At 52.2% G+C, this 14,923-nt stretch carries 18 protein-coding genes and 1 pseudogene; 17 read left to right on the top strand and 2 right to left on the bottom strand.

Annotated features, from left to right (window positions below; translation table 11 throughout):
* Positions 1-18: 18 nt before the first annotated feature.
* The 7 genes and pseudogenes from KB557_RS01970 to KB557_RS01940 form a co-directional block, all read left to right on the top strand.
* The gene (locus KB557_RS01970) at positions 19-1,182 is read left to right on the top strand and encodes a homocysteine biosynthesis protein (RefSeq protein WP_255131121.1); all 1,164 of its coding nucleotides are present in this window, start codon (positions 19-21) and stop codon (positions 1,180-1,182) included.
* Between the two features lie 62 nt (positions 1,183-1,244).
* The gene (locus KB557_RS01965; protein WP_255131120.1) at positions 1,245-1,667 is read left to right on the top strand and encodes a CAAD domain-containing protein; all 423 of its coding nucleotides are present in this window, start codon (positions 1,245-1,247) and stop codon (positions 1,665-1,667) included.
* Between the two features lie 66 nt (positions 1,668-1,733).
* A complete protein-coding gene (locus KB557_RS01960; protein WP_255131119.1) occupies positions 1,734-2,897 on the top strand; it encodes a GuaB3 family IMP dehydrogenase-related protein in 1,164 nt (387 codons plus the stop codon).
* A 180-nt stretch (positions 2,898-3,077) separates the two neighbouring features.
* Positions 3,078-3,401: a thioredoxin gene (gene trxA, locus KB557_RS01955; protein ID WP_106500694.1), complete on the top strand. Its 324-nt coding sequence runs from the start codon at positions 3,078-3,080 to the stop codon at positions 3,399-3,401.
* 80 nt (positions 3,402-3,481) lie between these two features.
* Positions 3,482-4,402 (top strand): LOG family protein, encoded by a 921-nt coding sequence (locus KB557_RS01950; RefSeq protein WP_255131118.1) that lies wholly within the window; start codon positions 3,482-3,484, stop codon positions 4,400-4,402.
* Positions 4,399-5,010, top strand: coding sequence for an imidazole glycerol phosphate synthase subunit HisH (gene hisH, locus KB557_RS01945; RefSeq protein WP_315856180.1), 612 nt, complete (start codon positions 4,399-4,401; stop codon positions 5,008-5,010). The genes KB557_RS01950 and hisH overlap by 4 nt, the downstream gene beginning before the upstream one ends.
* Positions 5,007-5,525: pseudogene (locus KB557_RS01940) on the top strand (RsmD family RNA methyltransferase); the annotation flags it as partial. The gene hisH and the pseudogene KB557_RS01940, both read left to right, overlap by 4 nt.
* A 24-nt stretch (positions 5,526-5,549) precedes the next feature.
* On the opposite strand, the gene petG reads toward KB557_RS01940, so the two are convergent.
* On the bottom strand, positions 5,550-5,663 hold the full coding sequence (petG, locus tag KB557_RS01935) for a cytochrome b6-f complex subunit V (RefSeq protein ID WP_015110794.1): 114 nt from the start codon (positions 5,661-5,663) through the stop codon (positions 5,550-5,552).
* A 93-nt stretch (positions 5,664-5,756) separates the two neighbouring features.
* Between petG and KB557_RS01930 the strand changes: the two genes are divergently transcribed.
* The 10 genes from KB557_RS01930 (at position 5,757) to KB557_RS01885 (ending at position 12,509) form a co-directional block, all read left to right on the top strand.
* Positions 5,757-6,155: a cytochrome c gene (locus KB557_RS01930; RefSeq protein ID WP_255131116.1), complete on the top strand. Its 399-nt coding sequence runs from the start codon at positions 5,757-5,759 to the stop codon at positions 6,153-6,155.
* The gene (locus KB557_RS01925) at positions 6,152-6,898 is read left to right on the top strand and encodes an RNA methyltransferase (protein WP_315856178.1); all 747 of its coding nucleotides are present in this window, start codon (positions 6,152-6,154) and stop codon (positions 6,896-6,898) included. The genes KB557_RS01930 and KB557_RS01925 overlap by 4 nt, the downstream gene beginning before the upstream one ends.
* Positions 6,899-6,910: 12 nt before the next feature.
* Positions 6,911-7,945, top strand: coding sequence for a serine hydrolase (locus KB557_RS01920; protein WP_255131115.1), 1,035 nt, complete (start codon positions 6,911-6,913; stop codon positions 7,943-7,945).
* On the top strand, positions 7,942-9,321 hold the full coding sequence (locus KB557_RS01915; protein WP_255131114.1) for a DUF3370 domain-containing protein: 1,380 nt from the start codon (positions 7,942-7,944) through the stop codon (positions 9,319-9,321). Before KB557_RS01920 ends, KB557_RS01915 begins: the two co-directional genes overlap by 4 nt.
* Before the next feature lie 2 nt (positions 9,322-9,323).
* On the top strand, positions 9,324-10,421 hold the full coding sequence (bchI, locus tag KB557_RS01910) for a magnesium chelatase ATPase subunit I (protein WP_255131113.1): 1,098 nt from the start codon (positions 9,324-9,326) through the stop codon (positions 10,419-10,421).
* Positions 10,403-10,864, top strand: coding sequence for a crossover junction endodeoxyribonuclease RuvC (gene ruvC, locus KB557_RS01905; protein WP_255131112.1), 462 nt, complete (start codon positions 10,403-10,405; stop codon positions 10,862-10,864). The genes bchI and ruvC overlap by 19 nt, the downstream gene beginning before the upstream one ends.
* Positions 10,861-11,406 (top strand): 5-formyltetrahydrofolate cyclo-ligase, encoded by a 546-nt coding sequence (locus tag KB557_RS01900; RefSeq protein ID WP_255131111.1) that lies wholly within the window; start codon positions 10,861-10,863, stop codon positions 11,404-11,406. Before ruvC ends, KB557_RS01900 begins: the two co-directional genes overlap by 4 nt.
* A gap of 76 nt (positions 11,407-11,482) precedes the next feature.
* Complete coding sequence (locus tag KB557_RS01895) at positions 11,483-11,674, top strand: hypothetical protein (RefSeq protein ID WP_255131110.1); 192 nt, start codon at positions 11,483-11,485, stop codon at positions 11,672-11,674.
* Positions 11,675-11,677: 3 nt separating this feature from the next.
* Positions 11,678-12,112, top strand: a complete 435-nt coding sequence (locus tag KB557_RS01890; RefSeq protein WP_255131109.1) for a hypothetical protein — start codon at positions 11,678-11,680, stop codon at positions 12,110-12,112.
* Positions 12,087-12,509 carry a SufE family protein gene (locus KB557_RS01885; RefSeq protein ID WP_255131108.1) on the top strand — a complete coding sequence of 141 codons (423 nt, stop codon included), beginning with the start codon at positions 12,087-12,089 and terminating at the stop codon, positions 12,507-12,509. The genes KB557_RS01890 and KB557_RS01885 overlap by 26 nt, the downstream gene beginning before the upstream one ends.
* Here the strand turns inward: KB557_RS01885 and KB557_RS01880 are convergent.
* Entirely contained in the window at positions 12,492-14,369 is a 1,878-nt protein-coding gene (locus tag KB557_RS01880; RefSeq protein WP_255131107.1) for a nucleoside-diphosphate sugar epimerase/dehydratase, read from the bottom strand. The two genes, KB557_RS01885 and KB557_RS01880, sit on opposite strands and share 18 nt — an antisense overlap.
* Between the last annotated feature and the right edge of the window lie 554 nt (positions 14,370-14,923).

The raw sequence follows: 14,923 nt of genomic DNA, 5'->3' as shown, positions 1-14,923 counted from the left end.
CCAATATTAGCTACCCAGATGCCCCCTATGGCCTGCCGGCCACGAATCCCAGAAGAATTGCGTCAACTGCAGCGGGCCGGGAAGCTGCAGGTGTGCACGGCCTTGCAATTTCGCGAGCTGGCAGCAAGCCAAGGCCTAGAGGCCGCCTACAGCAAAACCCATGTGGTGGCTGCCGGCAGCTGTGAATTCACCGATCAAGGCCAAATTTGGCTCAGCCTTGGCCCCTGCGATCCCCCGCTGCGTTTGAAACAAGCCAAGTTGGGAGGGGTGGAAGCAAGCGGTGGGTTTGGGCCAGGGGAGCTGTGCCTGCCGATTGGTGGTGGTTTGGATAGCACCCGTCGCCGCGCCGGTGCCCACATATTGGATAAATTGTTAATGGGGGAGGAGTTGCCCCTGGAATTACTGGGGGAAGCCACCACGCTGCACCCCCGCCGCGAATTCCAAAGCCGCTTGCAACTAAAACAACTAGGCACTGCACGCCTGTTTTTAAGCAGGGCAATCAGTGAAAACGGTGTGGTGGCGGTAAGTAGCGCAGAGGGGTTGCTGCCAGGCCCTATCGGGGGGCTACTGGGCCCTTTTGGTAATGCCCTTTTCAGTTGCAGCGGAGCCCGCAGCATTGGCCTCAGCATGCCCGGCTTGAGCCAGCTAGGGCCTGGTCAACCACTACTGATAGCGGGCGCCATTGGCCAGGTGCTTGGGCCTGGCAGTGGCCATCAACCCAGCTGCCGGCGCCAATTAAGCGGCCATGCAAAGGCGCCGGGGGCAACGGTGGCCGCAGCTGTAAATCTGCAAGGGCTGCAACGCCAATGGCTGAAACCCTGCTGGTTTGAGGGCCATGGGGCAGCCCTACTTATCGCTGTTGCAGCGCCGGTACTACTGCTAAATGAAAAGCAGGCCCGCCAAGCAGCTGTGCCCGATGAAAACCTCGAGGCGCCAGTTTTGGATTTCTCCATACCGCGCCGAATTAAACCTAGTTTTGGCACTGTGAGCTACGGCGCTCTGCTGAAGGGCAAAATTCAGGTGGATGGTCGTTTAGTGCGGGCAGCGCCGGCATGCAGCCTTAACTTTGGCGATAGCCATACCGAGTTGTTAAGCCAAAAATTAAAAGATGGCAGCTTCCCAATTCGTGCCTGGGACGCCCCCTTAGAGGCAGAAGGCAGCCTGCATCCTTTAGATAGCTAAACATCTCCAATCAAATATTTGATTTACAGCGGTAAACTCAGCTCCCTGCAAGCTCATGTTTGATGGAAATTCCAGATTCTCTGAGCGATTTAAAAACTGAAACGCCTAATCCAATCGCCAGCACCATTTCAGCCCCTGCCACTAGCAGCGCTGCTGAGGGCGCTGCAGAAGGTGGCGAGTGGCGGGAATTGCTTGGGCTTTTGAACACCTGGCTTGGTGATGGCAAGGCCAAACAAATTTGGGAACAAAGCCAACGCCCCCTTAAAGCGGTGGGCATTGCGATTGTGCTGATTATTTTTCTGCGTTTACTGGGCGCAGTGCTGGGCACTCTCGATGCAATACCGATGCTGCCAAGGCTTTTAGAACTAGTGGGTTTGATTTGGCTTGGCCTATTTGCCGGCCCGAAATTAGTGAGAAGCGATGAGCGCAAGCTCTTTATTGGCCGCATAAGCAGCGCTTGGAGTTCATTTTCAGGGCGCCAATAACGATGAATACCAGCCCAAACGACGGCTGATTGATAACTTGAGCCTTACGTAAGCAGAGGCAACTCGGTGGATATTCAACTAGGCCGTTCCCGCACTGTGCGTCGCGCCTATGGGATCGATGAAATTGCTCTTGTGCCAGGCGGCCGCACCGTTGATCCAGCGGTTGTTGATAGCAGCTGGCAGGTAGGCGGTTTTAAGCGAGAGATTCCGATCATCGCTAGCGCCATGGATGGGGTGGTTGATGCGGCGATGGTGGCGGAATTAAGCCGCCTAGGCGCCCTCGGAGTGCTCAATCTGGAAGGGGTTCAATGCCGCTACAGCGATCCGAATCCAGTGCTCGATCGCATTGCAGCGGTGGGGAAGGAGGATTTTGTGACCTTGATGCAGGAGCTCTACAGCCAACCGGTGCAAGAAGAACTGATCCGCCAACGGATTACTGAAATCAAACAAGCCGGTGGAATCGCGGCTGTGAGTGCAACCCCAATGGCTGCATTGAAATTTGGTAAGGCTGTAGCAGAAGCAGGGGCGGATTTATTTTTTGTGCAAGCCACCGTGGTGAGCACTGATCACCAGGGTCCGGAAGGGCAGGAAACCCTTGATCTGGAAAACCTTTGTCGCACCATGGGGCTCCCTGTAATCATCGGCAATTGCGTTACTTATGAGGTAACGCTGCAACTGATGAGGGCCGGTGCTGCAGCCGTAATGGTGGGAATAGGGCCTGGAGCTGCCTGCACCTCCCGCGGTGTGCTCGGGATCGGTATCCCCCAAGCCACTGCCGTTGCCGACTGCGCTGCTGCCCGCAACGACTATGAAAAAGAAAGTGGTCGCTATGTTCCAATCGTTGCCGATGGCGGAATTATTACCGGAGGGGATATTTGCAAATGCCTGGCTTGCGGCGCTGATGCCGTGATGATCGGTTCACCGATTGCCAGGGCCGCTGAAGCCCCAGGTAGGGGGTTTCACTGGGGAATGGCCACGCCAAGCCCCGTTTTACCAAGGGGGACCCGCATCAAGGTGGGCACCACCGGCAGCCTTGAGCGAATTTTGCGAGGTCCGGCCAATCTCGACGATGGCACCCAGAATTTATTGGGCTGCATCCGCACTTCAATGGGCACCCTTGGAGCCCGCACAATTAAAGAAATGCAGCAGGTGGAGGTGGTGGTGGCCCCTTCTTTACTAACTGAAGGCAAGGTTTATCAAAAAGCGCAGCACTTGGGAATGGGCAAGTAGAAAAAGTTTGATAAGAGAGGCCGTAGCATGGAAGAGTGTGGCTTCGGCCTCACACTCCTCACACCACCCGCCCGGCGCGTCCGGGCTTTGTTCTTACACATCGCTTCAGCAACGCATCGCTTCAGCAACGGGCCTTTGCTAACTGCGTTGCTAGATTGGAATATCGTTTCCTAACTAGCAATGTCGAGCGCCGCTGCCGTTACTGATGCCTCTTTCGACCAAGACGTGCTGCAGAGCGATGTTCCTGTGTTGGTTGATTTCTGGGCCCCTTGGTGCGGGCCATGCCGCATGGTGGCCCCAATCGTTGATGAAATTGCCAAGGAATTTGAAGGCCGGATCAAGGTGATGAAGCTGAATACCGATGAGAATCCAAATGTTGCTAGTCAATACGGGATCCGCAGTATTCCTACCTTGATGGTTTTTAAAGGTGGTCAAAAAGTAGACACCGTGGTTGGTGCCGTACCCAAAAACACCTTGGCCAGCACGATTTCCAAATATCTTTAAGGGAGTTAGCCATCAGCAAGCCACTCAGCTCATTAGCAGATGCGCTGATAGATCATCCCCATGGAGCAGCTGCTTCACGGGTGTTGGAAACTTTGCTGGAGATCAGTAGATCAGCAGCCGATACAAACGATTGGCAATTAGTTGAAGCCACATTGGCGGATATGGCGGCAGCTTTTGCTCTGTTTCATCCCCATCGCAATATCCGCAAATTGGCGGTTTTCGGCTCCGCCCGCAGCACGGCCAGCGATCCTGCTTATCTACTTGCCATGGAGCTGGCAGAGGAGGCTGTGAATTGCGGCTTTGAAGTGATGACCGGCGCCGGCGGCGGTGTAATGGAAGCGGCAAATCGCGGTGCAGGCACTGATAAATCTTTTGGTTTAGATGTGCAACTGCCATTTGAACATTTAACAAATCGCTATATCGACAGCCCGGCAAGGTTGCTGAGCTTTAGTTATTTTCACACCAGAAAGTTATTTTTTTTGCGTGAAACCGATGCAGTTGTAGTGCTACCGGGTGGCTTTGGCACTTTAGATGAATTATTTGAAGCCCTTACCCTGATCCAAACTGCAAAGAATCCACCGGTGCCAGTGGTATTACTTGCTCCATTGGGAGATAACTATTGGCATAATTGGCAAAATTACATAGATACAAGCCTGCTAGAGCGCGGCTTTGTTTCAACTCAAGACAGTTGCATTTACCGCAGCGCAAATTCAGCTAAACAAGCTTTGCATTTGATTGATGGGTTTTATAAAGTTTTTAAGGCCAGCCATTACAACGCAAATAAGTTGCAATTAAACCTAAACTATTACCTACCGGAAAATGAACTAACATTAATAAATAAAAAATTTAGCTACCTATTGCTTGAAGGTGAGATTTACAGCACAAATAATATTAGCCGCGGCTCCAATTTAGAGCTTTGTTTTGATCAACGCCAGATAGGTGGTTTATATGCGCTGATCGATCATTTAAATAGCCTTGATTTGAGCCATTGCGCGCAATGATTGGCATAATCGATTACGGAATGGGTAATCTGCATTCTGTAGAAAAGGCATTAGTTAAATTAAATGCCCAAACCCTAATTATACAAAAACCAGCACAACTAGCTGAGCTATCAGCATTGGTTTTACCCGGGGTGGGAGCATTTGATCCAGCGATGCAAAGGCTCTCAGAAGGGGGCTGGGTGTTGCCATTACAGCAGTGGGTGGAGCAGCAAAAGCCACTGCTCGGCATCTGCCTTGGCTTGCAATTGTTATTTGAAAGTAGTGATGAAGGTTGCCTACCAGGCTTGCAACTATTGGCAGGCAAAGTAGCGCCTCTACCGCAAATACCGGGGGAACCAATACCGCATATGGGTTGGGCACCGCTGGAATTAACAGCTAGCAATTCATTATTTGTGCCAGGTAGCACTCCAGATTGGATGTATTTCGTGCATTCATATGCCGCTATTCCAGTTGATCCCAGCTGCATTACTGCCTATGCCCCTTATGGCACAAGCAAGGTGGTGGCTTCAGTTGGGAGAGGAGCGCTGCAGGCAACTCAATTTCATCCTGAAAAATCAGGTAATGCAGGCTTACTGATGCTGCGGCGTTGGCTGCAAACCCTGCCATGAGGCTTAGCAATGGTCAAAAATTACAAAGCCCCCCCGGGATAGTGGCGCGTCCCACCCTTGCCTTAGTGAGGGAGGCGGTGATGAATTCCTTAGGGGCCCAGTTAGAGGAAAGCCGTTGGCTTGATCTTTGTAGTGGCAGTGGCGCTATGGCCTGTGAAGCCTTGCTGCACGGAGCAAGCTTTGTGCAGTTGGTGGAGGAAAATCGCCGTATTGCAGCTGTTGCCCGCAGCAATCTGCTGGCGTTGGGGGATGAATATCGAGCCAAGTGGCAGCTGGCGGTAGCTGAGGTGAGTTGGTGGCTTGATCGCCACCGCAATAAAGCATCAGCAGAACCGTTTTCGTTTATTTATGCCGATCCGCCCTACAAATCAAACTTATATGGGGTGATTTGCAACGGAATCCAGCGAGGGCAATTTCTTGCTCCAGAAGCATCTTTATTGCTGGAATGCTCAAGGGATGAGGCCCCAGAATGCATTGCGCCATGGCAGCAGCTACATCGTCGCCGTTATGGCCGCACCTTGGTGTTGCAATGGCAGCTTTCAACCGCCGAGAGCGCTACCTCTGCGGTATTGATTCCAGGCAGCAACGAAAAGACCCACCAGGGTTACGGGGATCAGGCCTAAAACGATGCCGCAAAGGAGTGGTTCAATCATCGACCAGCTTCTGTAGATAGGATTTGTTCATCCAATTTAAGACCTGCAGCACCCTCACCTGTGCTTCCACAACAACTATTGAAGTGAACTGCATTGACGCAAACACAAGTAAATGAGGTTGCAAACGCTTCAGAAGCGCCCCAACGCCGCGGTTTAATCACGGCGTTAGTGGCAATTGCTTTGCTTGCAGCTGTATTGCTGGCAATTTTTTTATATGCCAACAGCCGCCAAGATCCATATACGCAGAGCAGTTTGGCCTTGCAGGGGGATCAGGATCGGGGTTCAAAATTGTTTTTAATTAACTGTGCCGGTTGCCATGGCATCGCCGGCCAAGGCGTAGTTGGGCCAAATCTGCACGGCGTAAGCCATCGCAAACGGGATCAGGCATTAATTCAACAAGTAATTAGTGGAAACACTCCACCGATGCCTAAGTTTCAACCTGATCCCCAATCAATGGCAGACCTCCTCGCCCATCTGCACACGCTGCAGTGATATCTGCAAATTTAGTGGTGGTGCTGGTGGAAACCGCAGGGCCCCTAAATCTGGGCAGCGTTGCAAGATTATGTGCAAATTACAAACCAAGCAAATTACGGCTGGTAAATCCCCGTTGCGAACCGGGCGATCCCCTGGCCAGCTTGATGGCAGTGCGCGGGGGGGAATGGCTTAAAAAGGTGGAATTTCATAGCAGCCTCAGCGCTGCTGTAGCCGATTGCCGCCGGGTGGTGGCCTGTTCTGGCCGCATCGAGGCCCAAGAACGCCAACATCACAGTCCCAAAGAAGCAATTGGCTGGTTGCTGGAGCCCCAAGCAGGTCCAGCCCAGGTGGGTTTGGTATTTGGCCGCGAAGACCACGGTTTAAGTAAGGAGGAATTGCTTTTAGCTGGAAGATTGCTGCGAATCCCCACTGGCCCTGGCTACGGATCTTTAAATCTTTCCCATGCGGTTGCTATTTGCTTTGCTGAAATTCAGCAACAATTGGAACAGCCAAAGGCTGCTTATGCGCCCCTTCAAGCGCTCGATAGCCCGTTAGCAAGCCATGAACAGCTGGAGCAAACCATCCAGGATGCTGAGGCATTACTACTGAATGTGGGCTTTCTTTATCCCCACACCGCCCGGGCACGAATGGGGAAATTGCGGCAGATTTTGCTGCGGGCTGAACCAAATGCGGAAGAAGTTGCTTTATTGCGTGGCATGGTGCGGCAACTGCGCTGGGCTATCGGCCGCGATTCTGGGTAAGTTGGCCTGCGCATGGTCCAGGTTTTGAACCAACGTTTTTCCGCAGGCCAACCAGCTTTATTACTTCTGAGGTTGCTAATCCTTGGGGTGGGCCTTGGCGTGCTTACAGGCACCGTTTTGAAGCTGTTGGCGCCACGCTTTAGCGATGCCGGCGCTGGCGTTAGCAGTGCAATCCCGGTTATTAACCGCGGCGGCATGGGGGAATTCAAGCCAAAACTTGAATTAAGTGCTTTGAGCCAAACCTATGCAAAATTGGCGGCCCTGCAACCCGATCTCAAAGTGAGTGCCTTTGCACTGGTGCTAGATAACGGAAATTACGCGCAGCTAAATCCAGATACCCCGCTACCAGCCGCTAGCGCGATCAAAACACCAATACTTCTTGTTGCGTTTGAAGCAATTGATCAAGGCAAGGCGAAATTAAACGAACAACTAAGCCTTAGCAAAGTTGTAGTTGGTGGCGGCTCAGGTTGGATGGGCAGCCAACCGATCGGCAGCCGCTTCAGCTTCAATGAAGTAGCAACTGAAATGATTCGCGTTAGTGATAACACTGCCACCAATTTATTAATCCAAAGATTGGGCGGTAAAACTGCATTAAATGCAAGATTTTTAGAGCTTGGTTTACTAAATACCAGCATCAAAAACTGGTTGCCAGATCTTGATGGCACAAATACCAGCAGTGCAAAGGATCAAGCCCGCGCCATTGCCCTTGTAGAAACCGGCAAGGAGTTATCACCTCGCAGCCGAGATTTATTTCGTTCAACCCTTGGCAGCTCAAAAACAGACACCTTGATCCCCAGCGGCTGGTTACAGGGCCTAGGGGGTGGCAACGACGACTTAAACACGGCTTTGCTATCAAAAGGGGTGCGAATTTTCAACAAAACCGGTGATATCGGGATCGCTTACGTGGATTCAGCCTTAATTGAATTACCCGATGGCCGGCGCGCTGTGGCTTCTTTCATGGTGAAGGGTCCTTTCAACGACCCCCGCAGCACTGATCTAATCCGCGCAATGGCAGCAGCCACTGCAGTTGCTCTGGGGGCGAAATGAGATTTGCTTTACTGCCGGCGGTTTTAAGCAGTTTTTTCTTTGAAACTCTTTTGCTTCCGGTGCTGGCCCAAAGCCAAACAGAACAGTTTCGCCCTGGCCAAGTGCGGGCGCTACCCGGTCAATTAGACCGCAGTTTGATGGTGAACGACAACAATCCAGAGGTGATTAAGGGCCCTGGGATTCTGCTTTCTACCTTTGATGGCAAAAGCCGTGGGGTACCAAATGCCCACTTAAATGTGCCCCTAGAGGGCAATTTTGAATTATTTAGCCACCACATTTTTGCCGGTTCAGGGCCGCAGGCCAACAGCACCCTTTGGCAGGGCATCGTGGTTGGAAACCGCAGCAATAAAGCAGTAACCGTAAGGATGCCAACTGGCGCTAGTTGGTTATCTCAACCCGATGCCCCCTTTTTGCCCCTACCAGGCCAAATGGAACACGACGGTTTGAGCGTATATGCAGGGCCTGGCTCCCGGGTGGCGGGGGATCTTGTTGCTGGAAACGCCCCCAGACCAGCCTGGCTACCCGCCAGCATCAGCCTGGGGCCAAACAGCAGCCAAATGTTGTTTAGTTTGCCCATACCTGTAAAAGGTTTGGATCCATTGCTAAACGGCCGCAATTTGCAGGTGCGTTTTGAAACTGATGGCCCTATCTCACTTGCAAGCCTTGCCTTAATCAGTGATACCCCCCCCAGCCCAGAGCAATTTCTGGAGCTTTTAGAGGGCGGTTTAAGCGAAAAAGAACATGCACCAACCCCAAAGGGGGCACCGGGGGCAATGATTTATTCCCGCGTTAGCGGAGTTCAACAAGGGCGACGCTGGAAGGGTTTGTTGAGCGATCCAGGTAGCAAGGTGTTGCAGATTGGCGAGCAGCCGGTGAGTTGGCCAATTGCCAGCCTGCAAAAAGGAACCTTTGGAACCGGCCAGGTGCAATCGGCACCATTAGTGGCTTTCTACCCCAATACCGCCTGGGAAGCCCACGGTAACTACGGGGTGGAATACGACCTTGATCTCCCTCTTCTCAACAACAGCAAACAAAATCAACAATTGGCCTTGAGTTTGGAATCACCGCTAAAAAGCGATCGCAAAGAGGGGGGGCTGCGTTTTAAAAATCCAGCCGGCCCTGCAGTGTTTTTTCGCGGCACCGTGGAGCTGCGCGGATTAGATGGCAACCCCGGCCGCAGGTATCAACATTTGGTATTGCGTTCGGGTGATATGGGCAAACCCCTTGGCCTCATAACCCTGGCACCTGGGGAACAACGCAATGTGCGGGTGCGGTTGATCGTGCCAGCAGACATCACCCCAGTGCAGGTGCTTACGGTTACACCGTTGGCGCCAGCCCCAGCTGTGAAACAATCCGAATCAGTGCCCGTTAATTAGTGGTGAGCCAGGTTCGCAAGCGCAGGGTGTATCCCTTCACCGCCATCGTTGGCCAGGCTGAGATGAAGCTGGCTCTACTGCTCAATGTGATCGATCCACGCATCGGTGGCGTGATGATCATGGGTGATCGGGGCACGGGCAAAAGCACAACAATTCGCGCTCTAGCTGATTTGTTGCCGGAAATTGATGTGGTGGCTGGCGATCCATACAACAGCTCCCCCACCGATCCAGATCTCCAAAGCGTTGAAGTGCGCAACCGCGCCGAAGCCGGTGAAGCACTGCCGCTGGAACCGCGCCAAGTGCCAATGGTGGATCTACCGCTTGGCGCTACGGAAGATCGCCTTTGCGGCACGATTGATATCGAAAAAGCGCTTAGTGAAGGGATCAGGGCCTTTGAACCTGGCTTACTGGCAAAGGCAAATAGGGGTTTGCTTTATGTGGATGAAGTAAATCTGCTTGATGATCATTTAGTTGATGTTTTATTGGATTCAGCCGCATCTGGCTGGAACACAGTGGAGCGGGAAGGTATTTCTGTGCGGCACCCGGCCCGTTTTGTATTAATAGGTTCGGGTAATCCAGAGGAAGGTGAATTAAGGCCGCAATTGCTTGATCGTTTTGGCATGAGCGTTGAGGTGCGCACCGTGCGCAATGCCCAGCAGCGGGTGCAGGTGGTGGAACAACGCAGCAGTTTTGATAGCGATCCAGATGCCTACCTTCAGCAGGTGGAAGCAGCTCAACAGCAGCTGCAAAGCCAGGTGGTGGCAGCCCAGCAACGGTTATCACAAGTTCAGTTAGATCCTGATCTACGTTTAAAGATCTCCGAGGTTTGCGGCCAGCTGAATGTTGATGGGCTGCGGGGCGACATTGTTACAAATAGGGCAGCTCGAGCCCTAGCAGCCTATGAACAGCGTCTTGAAGTGAGTGATGAAGATGTAGCTCGAGTGGTGGCTTGTTGTTTAAGGCATCGCTTGCGTAAAGATCCACTTGAAGCGGTGGATTCCGGCGAAAGGGTAATCAAGATGTTTTGCCAAGTGTTTTCAAGGCCAGTGCCAAAAGATTTAAGTGAATTTGAATTAGCCCTATGCGCATCCTCGGTATAGATCCAGGTTTGGCTCGGGTGGGCTACGGCATAGTTGAAACTGGGCCGCCAATGGCAATGCTTGATTGCGGCGTTATCAGCACAGAAGCGGGCAGAAGTGAAGGGCAGCGAATGGTGGAAATCGCTAATGATCTACGCCAATTAATTCGCCGCTGGCAGCCGGATTTAGCCTCGGTGGAAAAGTTTTTCTTCTACCGCTCCAGCAACACAATTGCGGTAGTGCAAGCGCGCGGGGTATTAATTATGACCCTGGCTCGTTTTCGGATACCGATTGTGGAATATCCACCGATGCAAATAAAACTTGCCCTAGCCGGCCACGGCCACGCCGATAAAAGTGATGTGCAAGATGCCGTGATGCGTGAATTAGAACTTACTGAACGGCCTAAACCAGATGATGCCGCCGACGCATTAGCTGTTGCCTTAACAGCCTGGTTTCAACGGTGAAATCAAACCTACGCCATGAGTTAAGGCTGCTGCGCTCACAACTCAGCGCCAAAACATTTGCTGATGTAGCTCAACAAACCAAGCGAATAGTGCCGAAACTTATCAATAACCGCCCTGGCGCTGTTGCGATCTATTGGCCTTTAGCTGGTGAAGTAAATCTCTTAGCACTTGCTGAAAATAATATTGAGCTTGCTTTACCGCGAGCGGAAGTGGCGGGATTGCAATTTTTTAGTTGGAGCAGCAGCACCCCTCTCACGAAAGACAGCTGTGGTATTTCCGCCCCTACTGGGGAAAATCCCCTTTCTGCAAAGCAAGTGGCGTTGCTGCTGGTGCCCGCTTTAGGCATCGATCAACAGGGCATTCGGCTTGGTTCTGGCGGTGGCTGGTACGACCGCCTGCGGGCAGCAGCCTGTTGGAGAGAGGTGCCCGCCTTGGTGGTGTTACCCCATGCATGCATAAAAGCTGAACTACCTAGTGATCCATGGGATATTCCATTTGCTGGCTGGATAAGTGAATTGGGGTTGCATTGGCTACAAATTTGAATAAGCGTTTCAATTTCCATAGCAAGCGCCATACCCTTGCCAGGATGAGTAGGTAAGAAACGCGAAGCAGGTGTTGGTGGCTATTTCCATCTCAACTTCAGATTCTGTTCCAAATCTTGAATCCGGCAAATCCTTACCTAACAAGCCTGCAGCGGTTGCAAGCAAGCAGCAACGCTCTAATCGGGCTCTTGAACTGATGATCGGCTCAATGGTTGGCATGGTGCAAGTTGGGCGCTTAGATCAAGCCGGCGGTATTCCTGGTTTCTGAGCGATGTTCCAAGGGTTAGCAAAGAGCAAGGCAAATATTGCAGCATTAACAGGGCTTTCCTGTTTATTGATTGGAGCAGCACTGCAGCCTTCAGTGAAAGCCCATGGAGTGGAAACAAGTTTTAGTGGCCTAGAAGCCTCTGGGTTATTGCAATTTCGTAGTCATTTTTCCACTGGTGAGCCGCTAGTTAACGCTGAAGTGCGGCTGCAATCCCCCGATGGCAGTGAAAGCCTGAAGCTGGGCCGCACCGGCAGTGATGGCCGCTTTAAAGCAAAAATGCCCGCCCAAGCCAACCGCGAATGGGAGCTGGTGGTAGATGGCGGCCCGGGCCACCGCGATTATTTGGAATTAAGCCGCCCGCTACTTGGCATCAGCGCCCTAGGCTCATTGGCATTATTTGGATTTATCCGCCATGGCAAGCGGCAGCGCCGCCCTTGATCAAATTGTTGCCAAGCTAAAAGGCAGCAGTGATCCCAAACGCCGTTATGAATATGTGTTGTGGTTAGCCAAAAAATTACCGCCAGCCCCTGCTGAATTGCAATGCGAAAGCAATCGGGTGAAAGGTTGTGTATCTCAGGTTTTTGTAGCCCCCACTGCAGGCGTTAACGGTTTGCAATGGCAGGGTGATGCCGATGCCCAAATCACCAAGGGATTGCTAGCACTTTTGATTGCAGGGCTTAATGGCCTCAGCGCCAGCGAGGTGCAAGCAATTGATCCTTGCTTTATTGCAGAAACCGGCCTGCAAGGCAGCCTTACCCCATCAAGGGCTAATGGCTTTCTCAATATCCTGCGCCATATGCAGGCTCAGGCGGCTGATTTAATTTCTAACAACTAGTGCATCAGATCGCTGCCATTCAGGCACCAGCTGCTGCAACAGTGCCAGGGCCGCTTCCACATCCTGACGCTCAATCGCCGCTTGCATCAAATCAAGCTGCGGCCAGAGCTGCTCAGGCGGCAATCCCTGATCCAGCCCCTTACAAATCAGCGGATGGGCCGTGGGCTTTGATTTCCCATCAATCAACAGTTCTTCATAGAGCTTCTCTCCGGGCCGCAGTCCTGTGTACACAATCTCAATGTCGCCGTTTGGGTTAGCTACATCTCGCAGTGATAGGCCGCTAAGGCGCACCATCTGCTCGGCCATGTGTTTAATCCGAATCGGTTCGCCCATGTCGAGTAGAAACAAATCACCTCCTTCCGCCAGGCAAGACGCCTGGAGCACCAGTTGGGCGGCCTCAGGAATGGTCATGAAATAGCGAATAATTTCTGGGTGGGTGAGGGTGATCGGTCCGCCGGCTGCAATTTGTTTGCGGAAGAGGGGTACCACCGATCCTGAGGAACCGAGCACATTGCCGAAGCGCACCATAGAAAAGCAAGTGCTGCTGTGAGGTTGGGCCAATAACACCAATTCCGCTAGTCGTTTACTGGCGCCCATCACATTGGTTGGCCGCACGGCCTTATCGGTGGAGATCAACACCACCTGCTGCAAGCCACAGCGGCGGGCGGCACTACACACCACCCTGGTGCTCAACACATTGTTGGCCAGGCCCGCAAGTGGATTTGCCTCCACCAGCGGCACGTGTTTATAGGCGGCGGCGTGGAAGGCAACATCTACCGAATTGGAGCGAAAGCAACTCTCTACCAATGATTCATCTGCAGCACTACCCAGCACCGGTACTAAATCCACACCAACTGGCAACAGGGCATTTAGTTCCTGGTGAATGGCATAGAGGCTCGGCTCACTGCGCTCCAATAAAACCAACCGGCGGGGCTGGAGTTGGAGGATCTGGCGGCAGAGCTCCGAACCGATTGAACCGCCGGCACCACTCACCCACACGCAGGAACCGCGAATTCCAGAATTAAAAAGTAAAGAATTTGCATCTATGGCATCGCGACCAAGCAGTTCTTCTATCGCCACAGGACGCAGCGCATTGATAGTTACCTTGCCGCTTGAGATTTCCTCTACGGAGGGCACCATCAACAGCGGTATCCCGATGGGCTGAATTTGGGCAACCACTTCACGGCGCCGGCTGCGCGTAAGCGAGGGAATTGCTAGTAAAACTTGGTCAAACTCGCGTTTATGTTCGCGCAGGATCTGGGGTGGTTTGATCGGCACTCCGTTGATCTCACGGTGCCATAGGCGATGATCGTCGTCGATAAAAAGCACCACGCTGTGGCTGGCGGCCATCCGGAGCGCTATTGATAGCTGCACGCCAGCAGTTCCGGCGCCATAGATGACCACACGGGTTAGCTGCTGGCTAGATTTGCTTTGCAGGCTAAGCAATAGATCGCGCAAGAAAAAGCGCAAAGTGCCTGATAAAGCTGTGAGTAATATCCACAGCAGCAGCCAGCTAGTGCGTGGCGGCAGTGGCAAGCGCAGTAAAACGCCACAGGCAAGAAGCGATAACACCAACCATGCATTGCGTATCGCCAGTTGGTAGAGGGCACGGCTGCCCACATAACGGGTAAGCCCTTTGTATTGGCCACTAAAAGCAAAGATGGGTAGGCCAATCAACCAAGCCGCCGGCAATAGCCACAACCTATCAACAAAACTGTTGCTTAATGGCTCCGCTAACCGCAGCCAGAAGCTCAGCCACACTGCCAATGGCAAGATCAGTGCATCTGCAGCGATTAACAGCAGGCGGCGCTGAACCGGTAACAATCGCAGCAGCTGGGTTGTGAGTTTATGAATAGCCATAAAAAAAGCCCCTGCCGCTTAAGCGGCAGGGGCAAAAACAAATTCAATTAATAACAACAGGCGTCTCAAATAAATCTTGTTAATCTCCAAACCATTGAAGATTAGTGATTTATAAAAAGTGAATTATTCCCACCACAAGCAAACATTTAGTTCAAGCCCCGGGCTTCCCCAGTTTTTAAGGCTGAGGAATCGCCGGTGGAGAGGGCTTGGCTCAAGATGGACTCTGCACTTTCATATCTACTGTTGGATACCAATTTAAGTTCGCCAGCTGCCAATGGGAGGGGAGTGGCGAATCCGGGGATAAAGACATGGTTGAAATAATCCAAGCCTGGGGATCCAACAATCTCAATTTAACGGCCCCAAACCAAACACACGCTTAACAGTACACCTGTACTGACGAGTCTCAAAATATGTTGGTTCCCAGCGCTCTATTCCGTTAACCCAAAGGCACACCATATATGGTGTGTAAAAAGCCAAATTGAATAGGGTGTGGGGAATTGATTAATAAACCAATAGCGCCAGATGCCACGGCTCAGGCACTCAGCTGGCAACGG

The organism is Synechococcus sp. Cruz CV12-2-Slac-r (genome assembly GCF_024346075.1).
Taxonomy (GTDB): domain Bacteria; phylum Cyanobacteriota; class Cyanobacteriia; order PCC-6307; family Cyanobiaceae; genus Synechococcus_D.
The sequence above is the reverse complement of the archived record's forward strand: the minus strand, read 5'-3'. Positions and strand labels throughout refer to the sequence as shown.